General features: G+C 61.2%; 23 protein-coding genes and 1 other RNA gene. 10 read left to right on the forward strand and 14 right to left on the reverse strand.

All coding sequences use genetic code 11. The features are described 5' to 3' along the window. The first annotated feature begins 87 nt into the window (after positions 1-87). Positions 88-1,674: a glutamate--cysteine ligase gene (gene gshA / locus ACYASU_RS06995; RefSeq protein ID WP_463582383.1), complete on the forward strand. Its 1,587-nt coding sequence runs from the start codon at positions 88-90 to the stop codon at positions 1,672-1,674. Positions 1,675-1,912: 238 nt separating this feature from the next. On the opposite strand, the gene argA is transcribed toward gshA, so the two are convergent. Then, entirely contained in the window at positions 1,913-3,211 is a 1,299-nt protein-coding gene (gene argA, locus ACYASU_RS07000) for an amino-acid N-acetyltransferase (protein WP_463582384.1), read from the reverse strand. A 149-nt stretch (positions 3,212-3,360) separates the two neighbouring features. Continuing rightward, a complete protein-coding gene (gene argE / locus ACYASU_RS07005; RefSeq protein WP_463582385.1) occupies positions 3,361-4,509 on the reverse strand; it encodes an acetylornithine deacetylase in 1,149 nt (382 codons plus the stop codon). A gap of 166 nt (positions 4,510-4,675) precedes the next feature. On the opposite strand from argE, the gene ACYASU_RS07010 reads away from it, so the two are divergent. After that, on the forward strand, positions 4,676-6,043 hold the full coding sequence (locus ACYASU_RS07010) for a CYTH domain-containing protein (RefSeq protein ID WP_463582386.1): 1,368 nt from the start codon (positions 4,676-4,678) through the stop codon (positions 6,041-6,043). Positions 6,044-6,535: 492 nt separating this feature from the next. Here the strand turns inward: ACYASU_RS07010 and ACYASU_RS07015 are convergent, their stop codons facing one another. Continuing rightward, positions 6,536-7,006 (reverse strand): Lrp/AsnC family transcriptional regulator, encoded by a 471-nt coding sequence (locus tag ACYASU_RS07015; protein WP_192171351.1) that lies wholly within the window; start codon positions 7,004-7,006, stop codon positions 6,536-6,538. Between the two features lie 148 nt (positions 7,007-7,154). On the opposite strand from ACYASU_RS07015, the gene ACYASU_RS07020 reads away from it, so the two are divergent. Beyond that, positions 7,155-7,502, forward strand: coding sequence for a hypothetical protein (locus ACYASU_RS07020; RefSeq protein WP_463582387.1), 348 nt, complete (start codon positions 7,155-7,157; stop codon positions 7,500-7,502). 112 nt (positions 7,503-7,614) lie between these two features. Then, positions 7,615-9,399, forward strand: coding sequence for a type IV pilus assembly ATPase TfpB (gene tfpB / locus ACYASU_RS07025; protein WP_192171353.1), 1,785 nt, complete (start codon positions 7,615-7,617; stop codon positions 9,397-9,399). On the opposite strand, the gene ACYASU_RS07030 is transcribed toward tfpB, so the two are convergent. Together ACYASU_RS07030 and ACYASU_RS07035 are read right to left on the reverse strand one after the other, a co-directional pair. After that, positions 9,400-10,449: an L-idonate 5-dehydrogenase gene (locus ACYASU_RS07030; protein WP_463582388.1), complete on the reverse strand. Its 1,050-nt coding sequence runs from the start codon at positions 10,447-10,449 to the stop codon at positions 9,400-9,402. It lies immediately after the preceding gene. A 14-nt stretch (positions 10,450-10,463) separates the two neighbouring features. Continuing rightward, positions 10,464-11,234, reverse strand: a complete 771-nt coding sequence (locus tag ACYASU_RS07035; RefSeq protein WP_463582389.1) for a glucose 1-dehydrogenase — start codon at positions 11,232-11,234, stop codon at positions 10,464-10,466. A 268-nt stretch (positions 11,235-11,502) separates the two neighbouring features. Between ACYASU_RS07035 and ACYASU_RS07040 the strand changes: the two genes are divergently transcribed. Further along, entirely contained in the window at positions 11,503-11,820 is a 318-nt protein-coding gene (locus ACYASU_RS07040; protein ID WP_065987516.1) for a DUF2388 domain-containing protein, read from the forward strand. Positions 11,821-11,917: 97 nt separating this feature from the next. On the opposite strand, the gene gcvH is transcribed toward ACYASU_RS07040, so the two are convergent. The 8 genes from gcvH to ACYASU_RS07080 all read right to left on the reverse strand — a co-directional run bounded on the left by gcvH (position 11,918) and on the right by ACYASU_RS07080 (position 21,120). Beyond that, positions 11,918-12,301 carry a glycine cleavage system protein GcvH gene (gene gcvH, locus ACYASU_RS07045; protein ID WP_282365791.1) on the reverse strand — a complete coding sequence of 128 codons (384 nt, stop codon included), beginning with the start codon at positions 12,299-12,301 and terminating at the stop codon, positions 11,918-11,920. 66 nt (positions 12,302-12,367) lie between these two features. After that, positions 12,368-13,450: a glycine cleavage system aminomethyltransferase GcvT gene (gene gcvT, locus ACYASU_RS07050; protein WP_192171357.1), complete on the reverse strand. Its 1,083-nt coding sequence runs from the start codon at positions 13,448-13,450 to the stop codon at positions 12,368-12,370. A gap of 154 nt (positions 13,451-13,604) precedes the next feature. Beyond that, on the reverse strand, positions 13,605-15,221 hold the full coding sequence (locus tag ACYASU_RS07055) for an ABC transporter permease (protein WP_463582390.1): 1,617 nt from the start codon (positions 15,219-15,221) through the stop codon (positions 13,605-13,607). A 203-nt stretch (positions 15,222-15,424) separates the two neighbouring features. Next, a complete protein-coding gene (locus ACYASU_RS07060; RefSeq protein WP_463582391.1) occupies positions 15,425-16,426 on the reverse strand; it encodes an extracellular solute-binding protein in 1,002 nt (333 codons plus the stop codon). Positions 16,427-16,693: 267 nt separating this feature from the next. After that, positions 16,694-17,914, reverse strand: a complete 1,221-nt coding sequence (locus tag ACYASU_RS07065) for a 2-octaprenyl-3-methyl-6-methoxy-1,4-benzoquinol hydroxylase (RefSeq protein ID WP_463582392.1) — start codon at positions 17,912-17,914, stop codon at positions 16,694-16,696. A gap of 49 nt (positions 17,915-17,963) precedes the next feature. After that, positions 17,964-19,151 (reverse strand): 2-octaprenyl-6-methoxyphenyl hydroxylase, encoded by a 1,188-nt coding sequence (gene ubiH / locus ACYASU_RS07070; protein ID WP_282365801.1) that lies wholly within the window; start codon positions 19,149-19,151, stop codon positions 17,964-17,966. Beyond that, entirely contained in the window at positions 19,148-20,482 is a 1,335-nt protein-coding gene (pepP, locus tag ACYASU_RS07075) for a Xaa-Pro aminopeptidase (RefSeq protein ID WP_074892586.1), read from the reverse strand. The genes ubiH and pepP overlap by 4 nt, the downstream gene beginning before the upstream one ends. 80 nt (positions 20,483-20,562) lie before the next feature. After that, complete coding sequence (locus ACYASU_RS07080) at positions 20,563-21,120, reverse strand: YecA/YgfB family protein (protein ID WP_463582393.1); 558 nt, start codon at positions 21,118-21,120, stop codon at positions 20,563-20,565. Between the two features lie 149 nt (positions 21,121-21,269). Here ACYASU_RS07080 and ACYASU_RS07085 point away from each other — a divergent pair, with 149 nt between their 5' ends. From ACYASU_RS07085 to ACYASU_RS07105, 5 genes are all read left to right on the forward strand, one after another. Further along, entirely contained in the window at positions 21,270-21,479 is a 210-nt protein-coding gene (locus ACYASU_RS07085; RefSeq protein WP_037016503.1) for a TIGR02449 family protein, read from the forward strand. After that, a complete protein-coding gene (locus ACYASU_RS07090; protein WP_065987460.1) occupies positions 21,476-21,799 on the forward strand; it encodes a cell division protein ZapA in 324 nt (107 codons plus the stop codon). The genes ACYASU_RS07085 and ACYASU_RS07090 overlap by 4 nt, the downstream gene beginning before the upstream one ends. A gap of 31 nt (positions 21,800-21,830) precedes the next feature. Continuing rightward, a non-coding RNA gene (ssrS, locus tag ACYASU_RS07095) (6S RNA) lies at positions 21,831-22,009 on the forward strand. A gap of 101 nt (positions 22,010-22,110) precedes the next feature. After that, positions 22,111-22,740: a 5-formyltetrahydrofolate cyclo-ligase gene (locus ACYASU_RS07100; RefSeq protein ID WP_463582394.1), complete on the forward strand. Its 630-nt coding sequence runs from the start codon at positions 22,111-22,113 to the stop codon at positions 22,738-22,740. Positions 22,741-23,132: 392 nt separating this feature from the next. Next, positions 23,133-23,582, forward strand: coding sequence for an EVE domain-containing protein (locus tag ACYASU_RS07105; protein WP_463582395.1), 450 nt, complete (start codon positions 23,133-23,135; stop codon positions 23,580-23,582). A 15-nt stretch (positions 23,583-23,597) separates the two neighbouring features. Here the strand turns inward: ACYASU_RS07105 and ACYASU_RS07110 are convergent, their stop codons facing one another. Beyond that, on the reverse strand, positions 23,598-24,008 hold the full coding sequence (locus ACYASU_RS07110) for a flagellar basal body-associated protein FliL (RefSeq protein WP_192171367.1): 411 nt from the start codon (positions 24,006-24,008) through the stop codon (positions 23,598-23,600). Between the last annotated feature and the right edge of the window lie 70 nt (positions 24,009-24,078).

Consider the following 24,078-nt stretch of genomic DNA (forward strand, 5'->3'; position numbering starts at 1 on the left):
AGGCGAAAACGCCAGTTCCTTTCTTCACCCTTGTAGACCGCCATATCGCCCCCATATAGGGCCGACTGACGCGTGAAGGATTCCAACTTGAGCGAACTTCTCAACCGCCGCCTGACTCTGCTTGGCGAGCACTCCAACCTCTCCCTTCTGGAGAAGTGCTTGCACGGCATCGAGCGTGAATGCCTGCGCGTTACGGGCGAAGGCCGTCTGGCGCAAACCCCGCACCCGGAAGCCTTGGGAGCGGCGCTGACCAACGAGCAAATCACCACCGATTACTCCGAGTCGCTGCTGGAGTTCATCACTCCGGCCCTGGCCGACCCGGCTGACACGCTGGAAAGCCTGGACAAGATTCATCGCTTCGCCTACAGCAAACTGGGCAGCGAATACATCTGGAGCCCTTCGATGCCGTGCCCGCTGCCAGCCGAAGCGGATATTCCGATCGCCTATTACGGCACTTCCAACATCGGCAAGCTCAAGTACGTCTACCGTCAGGGCCTTGCCTTGCGTTACGGCAAGACCATGCAGTGCATCGCCGGCATTCATTACAACTTCTCGCTGCCTGAAGCCATCTGGCCCGTGCTCAAGCAGGACGCGAAATTCGAAGGCGATGACCGCGATTTCCAATCCGAGAGCTACATCGGCCTGATCCGCAACTTCCGTCGTTACAGCTGGCTGCTGATGTACCTGTTCGGCGCGTCGCCGGCGCTGGACGCCAGCTTCCTGCGCGGCCGTTCGCATCAACTTGAGCAGTTCGACGCCGAAACGCTGTACCTGCCTTACGCCACCAGCCTGCGGATGAGCGATCTGGGTTATCAGAGCAATGCCCAGGCGGACCTGACGCCTTGCTACAACGATCTGCTGACCTACACCGACAGCCTGCGTCGTGCGGTGGCAACGCCCTACGCGCCTTACGTCGAAATCGGCACGCACAAGGATGGTGAGTGGATTCAGCTGAACACCAACGTGCTGCAGATCGAGAACGAGTATTACTCGACGATCCGCCCGAAACGCGTCACTTATTCCGGCGAACGCCCGATTCAGGCGCTGGTCGCGCGCGGCGTGCAGTATGTGGAAGTCCGCTGTCTGGACATCAACCCGTTCCTGCCGGTGGGCATCGACCTTCAGCAATCGCGCTTCATTGATGCGTTCATCCTGTACTGCGCGCTGCACGACAGCCCGCAACTGGCGAGCAACGAGTGCGGCAACGCCAGCACGAACTTCCTGACCGTGGTCAAGGAAGGTCGTCGTCCCGGCCTGCAACTGAACCGCAACGATACGACGATCGACCTGAAAGTCTGGGCCAACGAGATGCTGGACACGATCAGGCCGATCTGTGAGCTGCTCGATGCCAGCCAGGGCACGGATCAGCACGTCAAGTCGCTGGACGTTCAGCGCGCGAAAGTGGCGGACGCCTCTCTGACGCCTTCGGCACAAGTGCTGGCGGCGATGACCGAGCACAAGGAAGGCTTCACGGCTTTCTCGCTGCGCCAGTCACAGGTTCACGCTGATCATTTCCGCAGCAATCCGCTGAGTGCCGAGGACCAGACGCACTTCGAAAGCAAGGCGCGCGAGTCCCTGGCTCAGCAAGCGGAGCTTGAACAAACCGAAGAGAAAGTGGATTTCGATACGTTTGTGGGTGCGTATCAGGCGAGCATTCTGGCAATCAGCAACTGACGCCAGGCCTGTTGTAAACGGTGGGAGCTCGCTCTCATCAAACAACACCGCAGATGTGTCTGCCGGCGGACGAAATGGTGGGACGACTAGGGTGGCGCTCCACATTGCTCGCGAAAGCGGTGGCTCAGGCGAGAGAGATGTATCGCCTGACCTGGCCCCTTCGCGAGCAAGCTCGCTCCCACAGGGGTTCTATCGAACCGAAAATGCGCGTCAGGCTCCAGGTCCTGACGCACTTCGCTTAAATCGCCTTTTCGAAAATCTTCGAATTACGCTGATAGTTGTACAGCGACGCACGGGCGCTTGGCAGGCGGTCAACGCTGCTGGCCTCGAAACCGCGCTCCTGGAACCAGTGCGCAGTACGCGTCGTAAGGACGAACAGGGTTTTCAGCCCCAGCGCCCGGGCGCGTTCTTCAATGCGCTCAAGCAGCTCATCGCCGCGCCCACCGTGGCGATACTCGGGGTTCACTGCCAGACACGCCAGCTCACCCGCTTCGGAATCGGCAATCGGATACAGCGCTGCGCAGGCGATGATCAGGCCCTCGCGCTCGACCACGCTGAACTGCTCGATTTCACGCTCCAGCACTTCCCGCGAACGACGCACGAGAATCCCCTGCTCTTCCAGCGGCGTGATGAGGTCCATCAGCCCGCCAACGTCGCCAATCGACGCTTCGCGCACCAGTTCGAATTGCTCCTGCGCCACCAGTGTGCCGCCGCCCGTGCGTGTAAACAGCTCGGAGAGCAGCGCGCCGTCTTCGGCATAGCTGACGATATGGCTGCGCGCCACCCCACCGCGACAGGCCTGAGCCGCCGCATCCAGCAGCTCCGCCTGGTAGTTGCTGCCCAAGCGTTGAAGGTGCGCGGGAACCTGTTGCGGACGCAACTCGCGGACCAATCGGCCCTGCTCGTCCAGCAAGCCTGACTCGGCACCAAACAGCAGCAGCTTTTCCGCACCCAGATCAATGGCCGCGCGCGTCGCAACGTCTTCACAGGCCAGGTTGAAGATCTCGCCAGTGGGCGAATACCCCAACGGCGACAGCAGCACGATGGAGCGCTCGTCGAGCAGACGGCTTATGCCCTTGCGGTCGATGCGGCGTACTTCGCCGGTCTGCTGGAAATCGACGCCTTCAAGGACGCCGATCGGACGCGCCGTGACAAAGTTGCCGCCCGTCACGCGCAACCGCGAGCCCTGCATCGGTGAAGCAGCCATGTCCATCGACAGACGCGCTTCGATGGCAATGCGCAGGGCGCCAACGGCGTCGATCACGCATTCGAGCGTGGCGAAATCGGTCACGCGCATGTCGTGATGGAAATGCGGCGTCAGGCCGCGCGCTTGCAGGCGGCTCTCGATCTGCGGGCGGGAGCCGTAAACCAGCACGAGGCGCACGCCAAGGCTGTGCAGCAACACAAGGTCGTGGACGATGTTGCCGAAGTTCGGGTGCTCGACGCCATCGCCCGGAAGCATGACGACGAAGGTGCAATCCCGGTGGGCATTGATGTAAGGAGACGCGTGGCGGAGCCAATTGACGTAATCGGGCATATCCGAAAGGAGCCTGTAGTGGATGGACGAAGGGTGGAAACACTCAAGACGGCATGAGCTTTATCGTCGGAACAGGCATCGCAACACGCGTACTCTCCTTATCGGGTCATTCTAAGACAGGGCCTGACTCCAGCAGCACGTGGGCGCACTCAAGGGGTAGCCAGGCAGTAATGTTCGATCAATTGACGTAACAGACGCACTGTAGGCTGCAAACGTGACATTTCAAGATATTCACCGGGCTGGTGCGCACAGGCAATGTCCCCGGGCCCCATCACGATGGTTTCGCAACCAAGGCGCTGAAGATAAGGCGCTTCGGTGCCAAATGCCACCGCTTCGGCCGTATGACCGGTCAGACGCTCTGCGATTCGCACCAGTTCCGCATCGGCGCTTTGTTCAAAGGGGGACACTTCCGAAAACAGCGGCGCATAGTCGATCTGCACCTGATGCAGCTCGGCGACGGGCTGCAGTTTCTGCCGAATCGCGGCACGCAGCACTTCAGGATCCATGCCCGGCAGCGGGCGCAGGTCAAACTCCAGCGAGCACTGCCCGCAGATCCGGTTCGGGTTGTCGCCGCCATGGATGCAGCCGAAGTTCAGGGTCGGTTGCGGAACGCTGAACTGCGGATTGCGGTATTGCTCCTGCCACTGTCGGCGCAGGCCTTTCAGCTCGCCGATGGCGTCGTGCATGGCTTCAAGGGCGCTGCGCCCCAGGCTCGGGTCCGAGGAGTGACCGCTGCGGCCGAGAATCTCTATGCGCTCCATCATCACGCCTTTGTGCAGGCGGACCGGCTTGAGACGGGTCGGCTCGCCAATAACTGCCGCGCGTCCCAGCACACCGCCCGTCGCCGCCAATGCCTTGGCTCCGGCCATTGAGCTTTCTTCGTCGCAGGTCGCGAGGATGATCAGCGGCTGCTTGAACGGCTGATCGAGCAGTGGCTGCAGCGCTTCGATGGCCAAGGCGAAGAAGCCCTTCATGTCGCAGCTGCCCAGTCCTACCCAGTTGCCGTCAACTTCGGTCAGCTTCAGTGGATCGGTCTTCCACAAAGCATCGTCGTAAGGGACCGTATCGCTGTGGCCCGCCAGCACCAACCCGCCGGGGCCGGTGCCGAAAGTGGCCAGCAGATTGAACTTGCCGGGGCTCACCTGCTGGATGTCGCAGGCGAAACCCAGATCGCCCAGCCAGCTTGCCAGCAGATCAATGACGGCGCGATTGGACTGGTCGAGCGCAGGCTGCGTACAGCTCACAGACGGCGCGGCGATCAGGGCAGCGAACTGGTCTTTCATGGACGGCAACGGCATAGGCGACTCCGGTGATGGGGTGCGACACGCGGACCATCATAGGTCGATTGCCCCGCATGAATAAACTGTCACGGTTGATGTCCTGTACACTGCACGGCCCACGCAGCTGTGTCGATTCCGGCTGCGACCCCTGTTATCAGCGATAGAGCGTTTGGATTCTCCGGCCATGCAGAAAGAAACCGAAATCAAACTCCGCGTCAGCCGCGAAACCCTCATAGCCCTGCGCGAGCACCCGTTGCTGAAGAAACGCAACAAGGGTGGCTGGGAGCGGTTGGAGCTGTTCAATCAGTACTTCGACACCCCCGAGCGTGAGCTGGCCCATGCCAAAGTTGCGCTGCGCCTGCGCCGCGACGGCGACGCCATCATTCAGACCCTCAAGACTCGCGGCCAGAGTGTCGCAGGCCTGTCCGAGCGTAACGAATACAACTGGGATGTGCCCAAAGCCAAGCTGGACCTGAAGAAGCTCGACGGCGAATGCTGGCCCGAGCAACTGGCGGATCTGGACAAGAAAACCATCAAACCGGTGTTCACCACTGATTTCGTCCGCGAAAAAGCGGAAATCGCCTGGGGCCGTGGCAAGTCCAAGGTGGTGATCGAGGCAGCGCTGGACCTGGGCAAGGTGGTCGCCGGCAATCAGCAGGAAGAAATCTGCGAGCTGGAACTGGAATTGCGCGAGGGCGACCCTGCCGCGCTGCTGGAACTGGCCGCAGAGCTGGCCGAGAAACTGCCGCTGATGCCCTGCGATATCAGCAAGGCCGAACGTGGCTATCGTCTGTTCGACGCCAGCAGCTACTCCATCAAATTGCCAACGCCCGAGCTGCATGGCGAACTCTCGGTAGACGACGCGTTCAGCGCCATCGCCTGGTTCCTGCTCGGCAGCAGTCAGCGTCTGGCCGAGCAATACCGTTTCAACGGTCACTGGAGCCTGTTGCAGGAGTGGGTCGAAGTCCTCGCTGAACTGCGCGCTCTGGCCGGCAGCCTCGGTCAAGCCGCTCCGCGTGCCACGACCCATGACCTGCGTGCCGCGCTGGACGCCTTGCTGGAGGACTGGCGCACGCTGGTGCTCGCCGGCCAGGAAGATGGCGATGTACGCGCCGCTGCCCATGAGCAGTTCATCGAAGAGCTGCAGGACACCCGTTGGGGCCTGTTCTCGCTGACCACGTCGCGCTGGTTGATGGCGCGCAGCTGGACGGTCGAGCGCAACAACCGTGGCAATCGTCAGGGCCACGCAATGCTCAGCAGCTGGGTGCCGCGCTTCCTCGGTGATGAGGCGACCGCGCTGAACCTACCGCGCTACCAGCAGCAGCCGGAAGATCTGGCCGAGCAGTTGCCACGCATCGAGCGCATTCAGGTGTGGCTGCATTACGCCCGCCAGGCCCTCGACCTGCCTGAGCTGGATCGCTTGTACGGCGAGCTGAACAAGCTCGAACAACTGGCGCATCTGGACATCACCGATGAAATCCTCGATGCCCGCGTCCAGCAAACCATCACCGTCCTGCAAAGCCGGGCGTGGAAAACATTGTTGAAGTTGTAAGACGCTGGCAGTAGGACCGGCTGACGCTGTTTTGGTAGGACCGGCTTCAGCCGGGAAGAGGCCAGTAATAGCACCCTCAATTTTTGCAGTGTGCCTACCTACGCTTTCCCGGCTAAAGCCAGTCCTACGAAAGGCGCGCGTGTGTCAGTAGGACCGGCTTCAGCCGGGAAGAGGTCAGTAATAGCACCCTCAATTTCGCAGTGTGCCTACCGACGCTTTCCCGGCTAAAGCCAGTCCTACGAAAGGCGCGCGTGTGTCAGTAGGACCGGCTTCAGCCGGTAAGAGGTCAGTGATAGCACCCTCAATTTCGCAGTGTGCCTACCGACGCCTTCCCGGCTAAAGCCAGTCCTACGAAAGGCATGCGTGTGTCAGTAGGACCGGCTTCAGCCGGGAAGCGTCCAGTGGCATCACTCTCAATTTTGCAGTGTGCCTACCGACGCATTCCCGGCTGAAGCCGGTCCCACTAAATGCACGCAGCGCGGGATTGGCACCCTATCTGTTGATCGGCAAGCTCGTCGTCGATTTGATTTCCGACAGCGCTACTGTCGAATTCACTTCCTGAATCCCGGGCACCAGCGAGAGCTTTTCGAAGAAGAATCGCTCGTACGCTTCGATGTCTGGCGTGACGATGCGCAGCAAAAAGTCCACCGACCCCATCAGCACATAACACTCCAGCACTTCGGGAAAGCCTCGGATCGCTTCGGTGAATTCGGTGAAATTAGACCGCCCGTGGGCGTTGAGTTTTACCTCGGCAAAAATCTGCGTGTTCAGGCCGATCTTCTTGCGATCCAGCAGTGTCACCTGCCGTCTAATCACGCCTTCATCCTTGAGCCTCTGAATGCGCCGCCAGCAAGGCGACTGCGACAGGCCGACCTGCTCGGCGATCTGCGCGCTGGACAGCGACGCATCCTCCTGCAGGAGCGCCAGAATCTTCCGATCGTAGGCATCCAGCTCAATCCGCATAATTAATTCCCGAAATAAGACTGCTGAACATAGACAAGTCTCGATGAGACTAATACAGCCCGTCTTCGACCAGTAATTTCTTTTTCAGCGTGTAAAACTTTCTGCCATTCAACGCCATTGCAACGACGAGATTGTCAGGAGGTATCCCATGCCACATTTCGAAACCGTCAGCCCTGCTCCGTTTCGCAACGACGTCTGGTCGGTCAGCAACGCTCACTGCCTGTCGCGCTATCAAATCCTTGCCGAAGCGGAAGCTGACGTACTCTGCCGGCTGCTCAACCTGTTCGCGATGCAGTACCTGATTCCCCAACAGGTCAGCGTGCTGCAGCAGGAAGGCATGCTGATGGTGAGCGTCGAGGTGGGTGGCATGACGTGGCACCGCGCTCAGGTGATTGGTGAAAAAATGCGCAACCTCGTCAGCGTTTGCTCGGTCGAACTTGAACCCATGGGCGATTTGCACGTCGTAACCGAGGCCGTCTCACTCGCCGCCAGTTGAGTGCTCCGAAAATATTGGCAACGCTTCGCTACCGGCAGGGCGCAACAACTGGCACGCTTGGGACTACTCTTGCTCAACACCGAAGTAAGCCGTCTCGTACCAAGGAGCCCGCATGTCCGTCCTCGCCTCATCATCTCAGGACCGCTGGCTGGATCTGAACGAAGTACTGCGTGACCTCGTCGCCCAGGGATACCTCGATCAGGACAACGCCGAATATGCGCTCACGCTGCGCCGAGCCGCGCAGAATCTCCACGCCCACCCGCTCGAACTCATCGCCACCCAGCAGTTCGACAACCACAAGCGGCCCGGCAAGAAACTCGACCTCGAAACCCTGACCGCCTGGCTGGCTGAGCAAGCCGGCCAGCCGTACCTGCGCATCGACCCTCTGAAGATCAACGTCGCCGCCGTGACCCCGTTGATGTCCTACGCCTTTGCCCAGCGCCACAAGATTCTCGCGGTGGACGTTGATCGCGATGCGGTGACCATCGCCAGCGCGCAGCCTTACGTGAGTGCGTGGGAAGCCGACCTGACCCACGTACTGAAGATGCCGATCAAGCGCGTCGTCGCCAATCCTGTCGACGTGCAGAAACTGGCCGTCGAGTTTTATCGGCTGGCGAAATCGGTCAGCGGCGCAAGCGCCAGCGATCAGAAAATCAGCAACATGGGCAACTTCGAACAGTTGCTCAAGCTCGGCGCCAGCGATCAGGAGCCGGACGCCAACGATGCGCACATCGTCAATATCGTCGACTGGCTGTTCCAGTACGCGTACCAGCAGCGGGCGAGCGATATTCACATCGAGCCTCGCCGTGAAGCCGGTACCGTCCGTTTCCGCATCGATGGCGTGCTGCACAACGTTTATCAATTCCCGCCCCAGGTGGCGATGGCTGTCACCAGCCGTCTGAAAAGCCTGGGCCGGATGAACGTGGCCGAGAAGCGCAAGCCGCAGGACGGCCGGGTGAAGACCAAGACGCCTGACGGTGGCGAAGTGGAGCTGCGGCTGTCGACGCTGCCCACGGCCTTCGGCGAAAAAATGGTCATGCGGATTTTTGACCCGGAAGTGCTGCTCAAGGACTTCGACCAGCTTGGGTTCTCCGGCGATGACCTGCGTCGCTGGGAGGGCATGACCCGTCAGCCCAACGGCATCATTCTGGTGACCGGCCCGACCGGTTCCGGTAAGACCACCACGCTGTACACCACGCTGAAGATGCTGGCGACTTCGGAAGTGAACCTCTGCACCATCGAGGACCCGATCGAGATGGTTGAGCCGGCGTTCAACCAGATGCAGGTGCAGCACAACATCGACCTGACCTTTGCCAGCGGCGTCCGCGCGCTGATGCGGCAAGACCCGGACATCATCATGATCGGCGAGATTCGCGACCTGGAAACCGCAGAAATGGCGATTCAGGCGGCATTGACCGGTCACTTGGTGCTGTCGACGCTGCACACCAACGACGCGCCCAGCGCCATCAGCCGTCTGCTGGAGCTGGGCGTCCCGCATTACCTGCTCAAAGCGACGATCCTCGGCGTGATGGCGCAACGTCTGGTACGGACGCTGTGCCCGCACTGCAAGGCGCCGATCGAAATGGATGAGGTCGACTGGCAAACCCTGACGCGGCCTTGGCAGGCGCCCGTGCCAAGCGGCGCGCACCGGGCAGTGGGTTGCGCGGAATGCCGTGACACGGGTTATCGCGGGCGTGCGGGGGTGTACGAGATCATGCTGATGTCCGACGCCGTGAAGTCGCTGATCACGGCGGACCTGGACCTGACGGCGTTGCGTCGCCAGGGCTTCAAGGACGGCATGCGCAGCCTGCGGTTGTCCGGTGCGCAAAAGGTCGCGGCGGGGCTGACGACGGTTGAAGAGGTGCTACGCGTGACACCGCAGAGCGAGCAGCGTTAGTTACTGGTCCGGCACCCCGAAATCCAGCACGACTTTCATCGCTTGCTGCTTGTCCCCGGCCAGCTCGAACGCCTGGACCGCGTCCTGAAACGCGAGGGTGTGGGAGATCACCGGGGTCACGTCGATCACCTTGCGATTGAGCAAGTCCACCGCCTGGGCGAATTCGGGATGGAAGCGAAAGGTACCGCGCAGGTCGATTTCCTTGCCCACCACCAGGTTCAGCGGAATTGCCACATCGCCACCGAGCCCGACTGTCACCACAACCCCACGCGGTCGCATGCAGGTCAGGCCATCGCGCAGGGCTTGCGCACTGCCGGAGGCCTCGAACATCACGTCGAAATAACCCTTGTCGGCGGTATAGCGCGCCAGTGCTTCGGGCTCGTCGCGCAGATTGTGGGTTTCGCTGGCACCCATGCGGCGCGCGCAGGCCAACGCGCTGTCGCTCAGATCTGCGGCAATAATCTGCAACGCACCCGCCGCGCGCAGGCTGCCGATCAGCAAGTTGCCTATCGGGCCGCAGCCGGTCACCAGGACGCGCTTGCCGAACACGCCGCCGGCGCGCTGGATCGCGTGAAGCCCGACCGACAGGGGCTCGGCCAGGGCGCCTTCAGCCAGCGTCGTGGTCGGCGCCAGCACATGGGCCTGGTTCGATTCGATCACCAAGTGCTCGCGGAACGCGCCCTGAATGTGCGGAAACGGCATCGCGCTGCCGTAAAAACGCATGTTCAGGCAATGGTTGAGCAGGCCTTCGTGACAGTATTTGCAGTCTCCGCACGGCCGTGACGGCGACACGGAAATCCGTTGCCCGACGCTGAAAGCGCTCTGGGCGTCGCCGACTTCCTCGATGACTGCCGAAATTTCATGGCCAAGGACCATCGGCTCTTTCAGCCCAACGGCACCGAATCCGCCGTGCTGGTAGTAGTGAAGATCCGAGCCGCAGATACCGCCGCGAGCAACGCGAACACGTAACTGGCCGGCAGACAACGGCAACGCTTCGTTGCCGGGCTCGACACGCAGGTCTTTCGCGGCATGGCAGACAATCGCTTGCATGGTCATTCTCCGGATTACAGCGATGCCGTGATGGCACCGTCGACGTAAAGGATGTGGCCGTTGACGAAGCTGGCCGCGTCCGAGGCGAGAAACACCGCCGCGCCCGCCAGCTCCGACACTTCGCCCCAACGACGGCTGGGCGTGCGTTGCACCAGCCAGTTGCTGAATTCGGTGTTGGCCACCAGCGCAGCGTTGAGCTCGGTCTTGAAGTAGCCCGGCCCGATCCCGTTGATGTTGAGACCGAACGGGCCCCAGTCGATCGCCATGCCTTTGGTCAGCATCTTCAGCGCGCCCTTGCTCGCGGTATACGGCGCAATACCCGGCCGGCCCAGCTCGCTCTGCACCGAACAAATGTTGATGATGCGCCCGCGCCCACGGGGGATCATGCAGCGCGCGACGGCCTGACCCACGAAGAAGGCGCTGTCCAGGTTGGTACGCATCAGCTCGTGCCAGTCCGCCTCGGCGAACTCCGCCAGCGGCCCGCGCCGTTGGATGCCGGCGTTGTTGACCAGGATTTCCAGCGGCCCAACGCGTTCTTCGATTTCCTGAACCGCAACGGCGACCGCCTTGCTGTCCGTCACATCAAAACTCTGCGTGTGAACTGCATGCCCCTCCGCGATCAGGGCTTGAGCGGACGATTGCAGCGTCTCGGCGTTGCGGCCGTTGAGCACGACCGTGGCGCCTGCTTCGGCCAGACCCCGGGCAATCGCCAGACCGATGCCTGCGCTGGAGCCGGTGATCAGCGCCACCCTGCCGTCGAGACGAAAACTTTCCAGAACAGCCATGACGCCCTCCTATTGTTTTTGCGGCTTGAATCTCGATGGGCTGCGCCAGCTGTTGTTCCGATCAACACAGAAGCCGCGCAGATTGCAGTCACCGTACTCTGCCCGATCAACTTCCCACCGTCATCAGCCATGACCTCCGAACGTTGATCAACGCCCGGACGAGACGACTTGGCAGGTCGTTGCGCTATGAAGCCCTGCGCATGGGGAACTAGAACGGGAGATGGCGTATCAAATCGTTTCAGAACAAACCAACATCGGAGTACCCGTCATGCGTCTTAAACTTGCTGTAGCCACGTTAGCTTTGCTTTCCCTGCCGGTCGGTTCAGCAATGGCCGACGGTTTTCTGCGGGACGTGCTTTCGTCTGGTGCCACAACCGGTTCGACCTACCTCACCTTCCGTCACCACAAGCTGATCGTCGCTGCACAAGATGACGCTGGCAGCTTCGTCGCCAGCAACGGCGAAATCCGTGGCCCATACCTGGAAGCCGCCATGGATCAGGTGCGCAAGGACAACCCGGCCCTCAAGGCATCGGACATGGACCTGGCGAACGCCATCCTGGCGAAGAACCTGGTTGCCGAGCAATAAGTCAGACCTGTCGGGACGGGTTGGCGGCATAACGCCAATCTAGCTCCCAATAAAAAGCCGCTCACTTGAGCGGCTTTTTTGTGCCTGACCGATGGGCTTATTCGCCGATCAGTGCCTTGTAGCCGGCTGCATCAAGCAGCTTGCCCAGGTCCGCGGTATTGGCTGGCTTGACCTTGAAGATCCACGACGCGTATGGCGCCTCGTTCAATGCCTCTGGGCCATCAGCCAGCGCCTCGTTGACCTCGACGACTTCGCCCGCCACGGGCGAGTAGATGTCAGACGCAGCCTTTACCGACTCGACGACACCGGCCTGATCACCTGGGGCCGCGAAAACCTTACCCACCTCAGGCAGCTCGACGAACACCACGTCACCCAGCGCTTCCTGCGCATGATCGGAAATACCGACAACGATCAGATCACCCTCTTGCTTCGCCCACTCGTGGCTCTCGGCAAAACGCAGTTCGGCGGGAATAGTGCTCATGTTCTTATCCTCTCTACTTCATCAGGTCAGCGGAAAAACCCGCCAGGGATGGCTTTCAAATCAGGGTTAAATCAGGGCCTTGCCGTGACGCACGAATGCGGGTCGAACCACTCGGACCGGGTACCACTTGCCCCGGATTTCCACCTCGGCACGGTCAGCGGTGGCCATCGGCACTCGCGCCAGCGCGATCGACTTGCTTAGCGTAGGAGAGAAACTACCACTGGTGATCTCTCCTTCGCCAACTTCCGCTATTCGGACGACCTGATGAGCGCGTAAAACGCCCCGCTCTTCGAGGACCAGCCCTACAAGTCTTGAGGAGATGCCTCGCGCGCGCTCTGCTTCGAGTGCTGCACGCCCGATGAACGTTCGGTCTTCAGGCGTCCACGCGACCGTCCAGGCCATGTTGGAGACCAGCGGCGAAACCTGCTCGTCGATTTCCTGACCGTACAGATTCATGCCCGCTTCCAGCCGCAGCGTATCGCGGGCGCCCAGACCGATAGGCGAGATGCCGGCACCGACCATGTCGTTGAAAAAACTGCAGGCTTCGGTGGCGGGCAGGATGATCTCCAGGCCGTCTTCACCGGTATAACCCGTGCGGGCAATGAACCAGCCGCCTTCCTGCTGGCCTTCGAAGGGTCTGAGGGTGTGGATGAGCGCGGTGCGTTCCTGATTGACCAGTTCGCCGATCTTCTGCCGGGCGTTTGGCCCCTGAATGGCGAGCATGGCCAGCTCCGAGCGATGCCTGACGCGCACGTCGTAGCCGGCAAGGTTGGCGTTCATCCAGGCCAGGTCCTTGTCGCCGGTGGCGGCGTTGACCACCAGTCGATAACCCTCGTCGGTCAGGTAGACGATCATGTCGTCGACGATACCGCCGTGGGTGTCGAGCATCGCGCTGTAAAGCGCCTGCCCGGTCTGTTGCAACCTGCCGACGTCGTTGGCCAGCAGATGTTGCAGCCAGGGCTTGGCCTGGCTGCCGGATACATCGAGCACATGCATGTGCGACACGTCGAAAATCCCGCAATCCCGGCGCACCTGATGGTGCTCCTCGACCTGCGATCCGTAGTGCAAGGGCATGTCCCAACCACCAAAATCGACCAGCTTCGCGCCGAGCGCGAGGTGCAGGTCAAAGAGGGGCGTACGCTGTCCCATGGGTTTCTCCTTCCGGGCGTGGCGAAGACGCGGTCACTGGCAATCCCGCAAATCCCCCGTGAATTGGGGTTTGGAGCCGTTGCTAATTTGTGGAATTGTCTGACAGACCGAGTCGATTGCGGCGCATTGTAGCCGCAAGGTTGGGACCCCGCACCTAACCAATCGGCTTAGCCGAACGTCTGATCAAACCGATGACCGGGAGCAGCCCGACCAGCACCAACGTCAGTGCAGGCAGAGCCGCACGCGCCCACTCGCCTTCACTGGTCATTTCGAAGATGCGCACGGCCAGCGTGTCCCAGCCAAACGGGCGCATGAGCAGCGTGGCGGGCATTTCCTTGAGGACGTCGACGAAGACCAGCAGCGCAGCGCTCAACGTGCCGGGTATGAGCAGCGGCAGATAAATCCTGAAAAACAATCGTGGCCCACTGACCCCCAGACTGCGAGCGGCTTCGGGCAATGAAGGGCGAATGCGCGACAGGCTGTTCTCGAGCGGCCCGTAGGCGACCGCAATGAAGCGCACCAGGTAAGCAAGCACGAGCGCCCCCAGGCTGCCCAGCAAAAGCGGCCGGCCAGCACCGCCCATCCAGGTGGATAAGGGCACGACCAGTTCCCGGTCGAGATAACTGAACGCCAACATGATCGACACCGCCAGCACAGAGCCGGGCAGCGCGTAGCCGATGTTGGCGAGGCTGACGCCCGAGCGGATGGCGCGAGTGGGGGCGAGACGCCGGGCAAACACGAGAATCATCGCGACGCACACCGTGACCAGCGCAGCGATGCCGCCCAGATAAAGCGTGTGCAGGATCAACCCGGCGTAGCGCTCGTCGAGGTCGAAACGCCCGCGCTGCCAGACCCAGACAATCAACTGCAGCAGTGGCACCACAAACGCGCAGGCGAACACCAGCCCACACCATGTGCTGGCGGCGGCGGCGTTCAGACCGCGCAGGTGATACAGCGCATTGACCCTCGGACGCTCGTTGCTCGGTCGGCTCGCCCCCCGTGCGCGATGCTCGCCGTACAGCAGGACCATGACGGCCAACAGCAGCAGGCTCGCCAGTTGCGCCGCGCTCGACAGGCTGAAGAAGCCGTACCAGGTTTTGTAGATGGCGGTGGTGAAGGTGTCGAAATTGAACACCGACACCGCGCCGAAATCCGCCAGGGTTTCCATCAACGCCAACGCGACACCGGCACCGATCGCCGGCCGCGCCATGGGCAATGCCACGCGCCAGAACGCTTGCCACGGCGACTGCCCCAAAATGCGGGCGGCCTCCATCAGGCCTTTGCCCTGCGCCAGGAATGCCGTGCGCGCCAACAGATAGACGTAGGGGTAAAACACCAGCACCAGCACGATGATCACGCCACCGGTCGAGCGCACTCGCGGCAGACGCAGGCCGGAGCCGAACCACTCGCGCAACAGCGTCTGCACCGGACCTGCGAAATCCAGCAATCCCACAAAGACAAACGCCAGCACATACGCCGGGATGGCAAACGGCAGCATCAGCGCCCAGTCGAGCCAGCGCCGCCCTGGAAACTCACACAGCGCCGTCAGCCACGCGAGACTCACGCCCAAGACCGTAACGCCCAGCCCGACGCCGAGCACCAGCGTCAGGGTGTTGCCCAGCAACCGTGGCATCTGGGTTTCCCAGAGGTGGGACCAGATCTGCTGATCGACGGTTTGCCAGGAGAACATCAGCACGCTCAACGGCAGCAGCACCAGCGCGGCGATGGTGAAAACCAGGGGGTACCAGCGACGCTGGGGGGAATGGGCCAAAGGGGTTACTCATGGAGAGTTGCGGGTTGCCGAAGCCCTCGGGGGGAGCGACCGGGGTGGCGCTCCACCTTGCTCGCGAAGAGGCCGGCACATCCGCTAGATCTCCAGCGATTGAAATGCCGTCTTCGTGAGCAAGCTCACTCCCACAGGATCTTCACCAAAATGCAAAAACCGGCGTTAATCCGGGCTTTTTTTGCGAAAGATCAGTTCCAGCCAGCACGGTCCATCATGCGAATCGCCTCGGCCTGCCGCCGACCGGCCACTTCAACCGGGATTGTGTCCGCCTTGAATGCGCCCCAGCTCGCCACTTCTTCGGACGGTGCGACTTTCGGGTTGGCCGGGAATTCCTGGTTGGTGCCGGCGAATATCGTCTGGGCTTCGGGGCCCGTCATCCATTCCACCAACGCCTTGGCGGCGTCGGCATGGGGCGCGTATTTGGTCAGGCCGATGCCGGAAAGATTGACGTGCACGCCGCGATCCGACTGATTGGGCCAAAACAAGCGCACGGCAAGGTCCGGATTGTCCTTGTGCAAGCGACCGTAGTAGTAAGTATTGACGATGCCGACGTCGCATTGGCCGGCATTGATGGCTTCCAGCACCGCGATGTCATCGGAAAACACGTCGGTCGAGAGGTTGTTCACCCAGCCCTTGAGAATCTTTTCAGACGCCTCGGCGCCGTGGGTTTCGATCAGCGTGGCGGTCAGCGACTGGTTGTAGACCTTCTTGGCGGTACGCAGGCAAAGACGTCCTTCCCACTGTTTGTCGGCCAGCGCTTCGTAGGTGGTGAGTTCTTCAGGTTTGACGCGATCGGTGGAGTAGGCGATGGTCCGCGCGCGCAGGCTCAGGCCGGTCCAACTGTGGGTGGAAGAGCGGTATTGCGGGGGAATATTCGCGTCGATGACCGGCGAAGTGAACGGCTGCAGGATACCCATCTGTTCCGCTTGCCAGAGGTTGCCTGCGTCGACGGTGAGCAGCAGGTCAGCCGTTGCGTTCTGGCCCTCGGCCTTGATGCGCTGCATCAGCGGGGCTTCCTTGTCGGTGATGAACTTGACCTTCACACCGGTCTTGGCGGTGTAGGCATCGAACACCGGTTTGATCAGCTCATCGATTCGGGAGGAATACACCGCCACTTCATCTGCGGCCTGGGCGGTGCTGCCGAGCACGGTTAATGCCAGGGCAGCCAAAAGACGCTTGCTCGCCTGCATGCAGGTTCTCCTGATTCGAGAGAGGGGAAAAACGAGGCGAAATGGTAGTGAATCGCATCTACCATCTCAACCGAAGTCAGGATTGAGCCGTTACCGGATGTTGCGGAGTGCCGGCGGTGAACCCTCTGAACGCGCGCGGTTTCAGTGGGACCGGCGTCAGCCGGGAAGAGGCCAGCTTCAACGCCATCAGATTCCCCGCGTAGCAAATGGCGCTTTCCCGGCTAAGCCGGTCCCACAGTGAAGCGCGCGGACAGAAGTGCTGTGCCGTCAGAGCTTCGCCAACTCGGGGAGGTCCCCGGTCAGCCCCAGCGCCTGACGCACGAACAATGCTTTGGCTTCTGCCGAATGATCGACCATCTTCAGCCCGGCATTGCGCAACAAACGAACCGGCAGCGCATCGGCCTGGAACAGCCGCTCGAAGCCTTCCATCGCCGCCATCAACGCCAGATTATGCGGCATGCGCCGACGCTCGTAACGGCTCAACACACGCTCATCGGCCAGACGCTCTCCGCGCTCGACCGCACCGCGCAGCACTTCGGCGAGCACCGCCGCGTCGAGAAAGCCCAGGTTGACGCCCTGCCCCGCCAATGGATGAATGGTGTGTGCGGCGTCGCCGATCAGCGCAAGGCCCGGCGCCACATAGCGCTTGGCATGGCGTTGCCGCAGCGGGACGCAAACCCGCGAATCAGCCGAGATCACCTGCCCGAGACAGCCTTCGAACGCATTCTCCAGCTCACGGCAGAAGCGTTCGCCATCGAGCTTCATCAACCGCTCGGATTGCTCCGGTGTTACCGACCAGACGATGGAGCACCAATGCTCACCCTCTCGATCCAGCGGCAAAAAGGCCAGCGGGCCGTCGTCAGTAAAGCGCTGCCAGGCGGTTTTGCGGTGGGAATCCGCCGTGCGCACGCTCGTCACAATGGCATGATGCAGGTAGTCCCATTCCCGCGTCGCGGTGCCCGTCATGCGCCGCACGGTCGAGTTGGCGCCATCGGCCGCGACTACCAGCGGCGCGCGCAATGTGCGGCCGTCGGACAGGGTCAGCAGCCAGTCATCGCCGGAGTGACGCATCTGCTCCAGACGCGCATCGGCCAACAAACCGATGTTGCTGTCATGCAAGCGTTCGACCAGCGCATCCTGCACCACGCGGTTTTCAACGATATGCCCAAGCACTTCGGCGTGAACGCTGGAGGCAGAAAAATGCACCTTGCCCGTGCCGCTGCCATCCCACACGTGCATGTCGCTGTAGGGGCTGACTCGCCGCGCAACGATGCCGTCCCAGACGCCTAGCCGCTCGAGAATGCGCTGACTGGCGATGGACAGCGCGCTGACGCGCGCCTCGAATGGCGCGTCGGCCACGAACGGCTTGACCGTCAGAGGACCACCATCCACCACGAGAATGTTCAGCCCACTGTCGCGCAGCGCCAGTGCAAGCGCGCTCCCCACCATTCCGGCCCCGACAATCAGCAGATCTGCGCGCGTTTCCATGCTTTAAATCGTTCTCGGTTGTGGCGAAGGCCACGAATGAATGGAGTGTTCAGACATCGCTTCGCGTTCCCAGGCCCATGGCCTGACGGGCGAACCAGCTCTTGGCGGACGGCAGCAGATCCAGGCCCAGGAGGCCCAAGTTGCGGCCTGCCGTGACGAGGGATTGCTGACTGCTGAACAGCCGGGTGACTTGATCCGAAAAGCCGACGGTCAGTTTTTGATCAACGCGCTGGCGCTCGCGGTAGGCCTGCAGCGTCGACAGCTCGCCCAGCGGTGCTTCGCTGGCGAGCAGTGATTCGGCCAGGGAGGCCGCATCACGCAGCGACAGGTTGAAGCCCTGCCCCGCAATCGGGTGAAGACTGTGGGCCGCGTTGCCGAGCACCACCAGATGGGAGCGGATCTGCTCTTCGGCCTCGATCAACGCCAGCGGATAGCTATGCCGCGCACCCACTTGTTTCAGCGCACCCAAACGGTAGCCAAAGACGCCCTGCAGTTCTTCCAGAAAGCGTCGGTCGTCCAGCGCCATCAGCCGTTGAACGTCATTGCCGGTGCGCGTCCAGACCAGTGCGCAGCGGTTGTCCGGAAGCGGCAACAACGCCATGGGGCCATTTTCGGTGAACCGCTCGAAGGCCTCACCACCGTGTGGATCTCCCGGCGTGATGTTGGCAATGAGGGCGCTCTGATCGTACGGCGTGTTCCGCACGGCAATGCCCAACTGCTCGCGCAGGCTGGAGCGGCCGCCGTCGGCCAGCACCGCCAGATCGCAAGTGAGCTGAGTTTCGTCGTTCAGGGTAAGTTGGTAGCCATCGGGCAGCGCCTGCATGTGCGTGACCTCAGCCGGCACCCGCCAACTGATCACGTCCTTGTCCAGCGCCTGCCACAGGCATTGGCCAAGCCAGGCGTTTTCAACCACATAGCCCAGGGCCGGAACGCCTTCCTCCATCGAAGACAGGTGCGCAGCGCCGAACCGGCCTTTGTCGGAAACGTGAATTTTGAGAATGGGCTCGGCGCGGCGGCTGATCTGCTGCCACAGGCCCAGGCGCTCGTAGATCTGCCGCGCGCCGAAAGACAGCGCCGAAGAGCGCGCGTCATAGCTGGGCTGGTACGTGTCGCCAGGCGCAAACGGCTCGATCAGGACAATTTTCCAGCCCCGCGCCTTCGCCCCGGCTTGCAGGGCGAGAGCGAGGCTTGCGCCGACCAGCCCGCCGCCGACGATGGCCAGATTAAAGCGGCTCATGCGGCTTGGGTTCGCGCAGCGGCCATCAGGGCCTCAATGTCGGCAACGGTTTTTGGCACGTCGCCCGTCAGGATTTCACAGCCTTTTTTGGTCACCACGACGTCATCCTCGATTCGCACGCCAATCCCGCGCCACTTCTTGGCAACGGTCTGATTGTCCGGGGACACATAAATGCCGGGCTCGACCGTCAGCGCCATCCCGGCCTCCAGCACGCGCCACTCGCCGCCGACCTTGTATTCGCCGACATCGTGCACGTCCATGCCCAGCCAGTGTCCGGCACGGTGCATGTAGAAAGCTTTGTACGCTTCGGCGGCAATCAGTTCATCCACCGCGCCTCGCAGCAGCCCGAGTTCAACCAAGCCTTCGGTGATAACCCGAACCGTCGCCTCGTGGGCCTGATTCCAGTGATTGCCGGGTTTGATCGCCGCAAACGCCGCTTCCTGGGATTTGAGCACCACCTCGTAAATCGCTTTCTGTTCGGCGGAGAACTTGCCGCTGACCGGGAAGGTACGGGTAATGTCACTGGCGTAGCAGTCGATCTCGCAACCGGCATCGATCAGCACCAGGTCGCCGTCTTTAAGCGGCGCGTCGTTCTCCTGATAGTGCAGGATGCAGGCGTTGCGCCCCGACGCGACGATCGAGCCATAGGCCGGCATCTTCGCGCCGCCCTTGCGAAATTCGTAATCAAGCTCCGCTTCCAGGCTGAACTCGTAGAGCCCGGCGCGACTGGCTTGCATCGCCCGCACGTGGGCCCGGGCCGAGATCTGCGCGGCCTCACGCATCACTTTCACTTCGGCCGCCGATTTATACAGGCGCATGTCGTGGAGCAGGTGATCCAGCGCAACGAATTCTTTCGGCGGCTGCGCACCCAGATGCGCCTTGGAACGGATGACGTTGATCCACTCCATCACATGTCGATCGAATTCAGGATTGCTGCCCATGGACGAATACACCCGATCGCGACCTTCGATGAGGCCGGGCAGGATGTCGTCGATGTCGGTGATCGGGAAGGCATCGTCAGCGCCATACTCGCGCATCGCGCCGTCCTGACCCGCGCGCAGGCCGTCCCACAGCTCGCGCTCGGGATTGCGCTCGCGACAGAACAGGACGTACTCACCGTACTCGCGGCCGGGGATCAGCACGATCACCGCTTCAGGCTCGGGGAAGCCGCTCAGGTACTGAAAGTCGCTGTCCTGGCGGTACACATGTTCAACGTCCCGGTTCCGAATGGCCACAGCCGCCGCTGGCAGAATGGCGATGCTGTTGGGCTCCATCTGCTCCATCAACGCCTTGCGGCGGCGGGCATATTCGGCTTTCGGGATATGAATCATGGGCAAGTGCGGTACTCCGGGAGGTGCGCTTCGGCCACCGCCGCGCAGGGCGGCATGGCCGAAGCAGCGATGACGCGCTGTCAGTGCAAAGACGGCTTGGCTTCGTCTTCGGCGTCGGTTTTCTGGTTGAACTCGGTGAACAGCAGCAACGGCGCAACGCGCAGGTATTCCATCACTTCCATGTAGTCGCTCTCGCCGTCTTCGGACTCGTCGAGCGCATCGTGGACCTGAGCGATGGCAGCCAGATCTTGCAGCACGTCCCTGGCATCATCGCTCAGCGACTGACCACCGACCCGGGCAAAGCCGCTAAGGAAACCCTGGCACCACTGGGCCATGGCGGCGGTGCGCGTAGCCAGAGGCTCATCATCGCCGGGCAACAGCAACACGACGGTCATGTCGTCGCCGGTCAGTTCGCTTTTGACCATTGCCTGCAGGCCGATCAGGGCCTGGCGCACTTTGTCGTCAGGCTCTGTTTCCAGCAGCAGGTGAGCGTCGGTCAGCCACTCCTCAGCATCAAAGCCTGCGCCGGCGCAACTGCGACCGAGCAAAAGGCCGTGCAATTCGGCAGGCGATACGTGATGACCACTGCTGGTAAGCAGGGTGGCGAAGCCGTTGTACGGGGATTTCTGAATAGGCATGGGCAACTAGGCGCCAGGCGGCGCAATGTCTAGAATGAAGGCCTTGTATCGTAGCACCGGCAGACGCGCCCAAGCTATCAGGCGATGTCCGGGGCGAATCCAGACGCCAGCGCCTGCACCACTCATCTGAAAGTAATCAGTGGAAAACAATGGAAGACAACGACCTGCAAGCGCTGATGGCTCGACTGGAGTTATTGATCAATCGTGTCGAGCAACTAAAAAGTCAAAACGGACTCCTATTAGCTCAGGAAAAATCCTGGCGCGAGGAACGCGCTCAACTCATTGAAAAAAACGAAATCGCCCGGCAAAAGGTCGAGTCCATGATTTCGCGCCTCAAGGCCCTGGAGCAAGACTCATGAGTAATGGCAACAGCATCACCGTGCAAATCCTCGACAAAGAATATTCGATCATCTGCCCGCAAGAGGAGCGCACCAATCTGGTCAGCGCCGCGCGTTATCTGGACGGCAAAATGCGCGAGATCCGCAGCAGCGGCAAAGTCATCGGCGCCGACCGTATTGCGGTGATGGCCGCACTGAACATTACCCATGACCTTCTGCACAAACAGGAACTGCCACCCGCAAAGGCCCAGGCAAATGGTGCCAATAGCGAGCAGGTTCGCGATTTGCTGGACCGTGTAGACCTGGTCCTTGCCACGGATTCGGATAAAGCACAAGGCTGATTGTTCGGACATGATTCGGTATACTTGCGACCGCTCCCTGGAGTGCTTGCCAGTCGGTCATGTCCCTGAGCCGATACGCACAACCACGGGGGTTGCACGTTGGGGTTGGTGTGCATGTCCGCTCGACGGAAAGCCTTAAAACCTCCTGCAATCTCCACCTTGAACTTTCGGGTTCAAGGGCTACACCGACAGCGGTTCGTCGGGGAGTCTCGAACCTTCTACCCATCGCCAGGCGTCCCGTCTGGCGGTGGGCATCGTGAATCTGCCTGATTACACGACATCACCTTCCAAAGCCTTACGGACCCGCCAGCATGACCTCATCCGGCGCCGCTCCCCTCCCAGATCCTTCAAGCCTCACTCGCCCACAGTTGCGTCGGCTGCTTCGCCATAATCGCCGCGCGCTCAGCCCGGCAGAACAGCGACAGGCGGCGCAGGGTGTGTACCGTCAACTTGCGCAAAACCCTCTGTTTCGCCGCGCCCGGCACGTTTCTCTCTATCTTCCGATGGACGGTGAGATCGACCCGCGCCTGCTGCTTCGTGCCGCTCAAAAACGCGGCAAGGCCACCTACCTGCCAGTGCTGAGCGCCTGGCCGCGAACGAAAATGGTGTTCCAGCGCGTGCATCCAGGGGAGAAGTTCAAGCCGAACCGGCTCCGTATCCCCGAGCCGCGCATCAATGCCAAGCGACAGCGCAAGATCTGGACACTGGACCTGGTGTTGATGCCGCTCGTGGGATTCGATCCGCAAGGCGGACGTCTTGGCATGGGGGGCGGCTTTTACGACCGCAGTCTGGCTTATCGCGCGCGTCGTAAAACCTGGCGCAAGCCGGTGCTGCTGGGACTGGCCCATGAGTGTCAGAAAGTCGCGAAGCTGGCGGTCGCCAGTTGGGATGTTCCGTTGGCAGGAACGGTGACGGATAAGCGCTGGTATGTGGCGGGGTGAATTGTCAGCAAGGCGCGCTCCTGAGAGGAAAGCGCGCTGCGAAAGCGGTTTAGCGGCGGGACAATGGCTGCTGTTGCTGAGTGATTTCAACCGGCGCGTCTGCCTTTGCGGCCCACAGACTTTGCGCGTAACCGGTGGTGACGATTCCCAAGCCGAACAAAATTGCCAAAACCCACAGTACATCCGGCTTGCGTCGCATTCATCGTCCCCTTTGTAACGAATCAGAATCTAAAATCGATAACGTTTAAACAGGCTGCCAGATCGTGCAGCCCTTAAAATGCCGGCATTCTGCGGCAACGTGACGCAACACGCAAATACTGACGCCAGCCGACTGTCGGGTTGTCATCAAAACGTAGGACAACTTTCCCAACACCTGTTCAGGAGCCTTGTAAATGGCCTATTGGCTGATGAAATCCGAGCCCGACGAGCTCTCGATCAGCGGGCTTAAAAAGCTCGGTCAGACACGCTGGGACGGTGTCCGCAACTATCAGGCGCGGAACTTTCTACGTGCGATGGCCGTGGGTGATCAGTTCTTTTTCTACCATTCCAGCTGCCCCGAGCCCGGGATCGCCGGCATTGGAGAAATCGTTAAGTCAGCGTACCCCGATCCCACCGCGATGGACGAGAAAAGCCACTACTTCGATGCCAAAGCCACCGAGGAGAAAAATCCCTGGAGCGCCCTTGATGTGGATTTCGTCGAGGAGTTTCCGAAGGTGCTGGGACTGGGATTTCTGAAGCAGCAAGCTGCCCTTGAGCAATTGCCACTGGTGCAGAAAGGCAGCCGCTTGTCCGTCATGCCGGTGACGGACGAACAATGGGCGGCCGTACTGGGCCTGCGCTGAGTTCAGAGCGCGGCGTTATTGGGCAATGAAGTTGTTGAACAGCAGGTCATCAACGACGGGCTTGCCGGTTTCCTGGGTCAATACCTGCTGGGTCTGCTTCAGCGCTTCCTGACGCAGTTTTTCCTTGGCATCCACGTTGCCCATGCTGTCGACCGTTTGCTGAGTGAACAACGCCACCAACTGGTTGCGAATCAGCGGCTCGTTCTGCTTCACCAGTTTCTGCGCTTCGGCGCCGGTCACGCGCAAGGCGACGTCGGCCTTGTAGACGTGCAGCTTCGGGCTACCGTCCAGCGCGTAGTTGCCCACGAAAGGTGGCGTCAACGCCACGTAGGAAACCTTGTTCGGATCTTCTTTCTCGCCGCCCTCTTCGGCCAGCGCTACAACAGGCATCGACAATGCCATCAACATAACAATCCACGCTTTCACAGTCCGCTCCTCAATCCGTTTTGCCGCATAGCTTACTTCAGCTTATGCACGCCTATCAGGCCGGGCCATG

The organism is Pseudomonas sp. HP_12, from assembly GCF_055283955.1.

Bases quoted from the DNA above. Each gene is read 5' to 3' on its own strand.
- ACYASU_RS07090 (WP_065987460.1), top strand. From the start codon at position 21,476: ATGAGTAATGGCAACAGCATCACCGTGCAAATCCTCGACAAAGAATAT.
- ACYASU_RS07035 (WP_463582389.1), bottom strand. From the start codon at position 11,234: ATGGCTGTTCTGGAAAGTTTTCGTCTCGACGGCAGGGTGGCGCTGATC.
- argA (WP_463582384.1), bottom strand. From the start codon at position 3,211: ATGCCCGATTACGTCAATTGGCTCCGCCACGCGTCTCCTTACATCAAT.
- ACYASU_RS07080 (WP_463582393.1), bottom strand. From the start codon at position 21,120: ATGCCTATTCAGAAATCCCCGTACAACGGCTTCGCCACCCTGCTTACC.
- ACYASU_RS07105 (WP_463582395.1), top strand. From the start codon at position 23,133: ATGGCCTATTGGCTGATGAAATCCGAGCCCGACGAGCTCTCGATCAGC.
- argE (WP_463582385.1), bottom strand. From the start codon at position 4,509: ATGCCGTTGCCGTCCATGAAAGACCAGTTCGCTGCCCTGATCGCCGCG.
- ACYASU_RS07015 (WP_192171351.1), bottom strand. From the start codon at position 7,006: ATGCGGATTGAGCTGGATGCCTACGATCGGAAGATTCTGGCGCTCCTG.
- ACYASU_RS07065 (WP_463582392.1), bottom strand. From the start codon at position 17,914: ATGGAAACGCGCGCAGATCTGCTGATTGTCGGGGCCGGAATGGTGGGG.
- ACYASU_RS07040 (WP_065987516.1), top strand. From the start codon at position 11,503: ATGCGTCTTAAACTTGCTGTAGCCACGTTAGCTTTGCTTTCCCTGCCG.
- tfpB (WP_192171353.1), top strand. From the start codon at position 7,615: ATGTCCGTCCTCGCCTCATCATCTCAGGACCGCTGGCTGGATCTGAAC.
- ACYASU_RS07010 (WP_463582386.1), top strand. From the start codon at position 4,676: ATGCAGAAAGAAACCGAAATCAAACTCCGCGTCAGCCGCGAAACCCTC.
- gcvT (WP_192171357.1), bottom strand. From the start codon at position 13,450: ATGGGACAGCGTACGCCCCTCTTTGACCTGCACCTCGCGCTCGGCGCG.
- ACYASU_RS07100 (WP_463582394.1), top strand. From the start codon at position 22,111: ATGACCTCATCCGGCGCCGCTCCCCTCCCAGATCCTTCAAGCCTCACT.
- ACYASU_RS07060 (WP_463582391.1), bottom strand. From the start codon at position 16,426: ATGCAGGCGAGCAAGCGTCTTTTGGCTGCCCTGGCATTAACCGTGCTC.
- ACYASU_RS07020 (WP_463582387.1), top strand. From the start codon at position 7,155: ATGCCACATTTCGAAACCGTCAGCCCTGCTCCGTTTCGCAACGACGTC.
- ACYASU_RS07085 (WP_037016503.1), top strand. From the start codon at position 21,270: ATGGAAGACAACGACCTGCAAGCGCTGATGGCTCGACTGGAGTTATTG.
- ubiH (WP_282365801.1), bottom strand. From the start codon at position 19,151: ATGAGCCGCTTTAATCTGGCCATCGTCGGCGGCGGGCTGGTCGGCGCA.
- pepP (WP_074892586.1), bottom strand. From the start codon at position 20,482: ATGATTCATATCCCGAAAGCCGAATATGCCCGCCGCCGCAAGGCGTTG.
- gcvH (WP_282365791.1), bottom strand. From the start codon at position 12,301: ATGAGCACTATTCCCGCCGAACTGCGTTTTGCCGAGAGCCACGAGTGG.
- ACYASU_RS07030 (WP_463582388.1), bottom strand. From the start codon at position 10,449: ATGCAAGCGATTGTCTGCCATGCCGCGAAAGACCTGCGTGTCGAGCCC.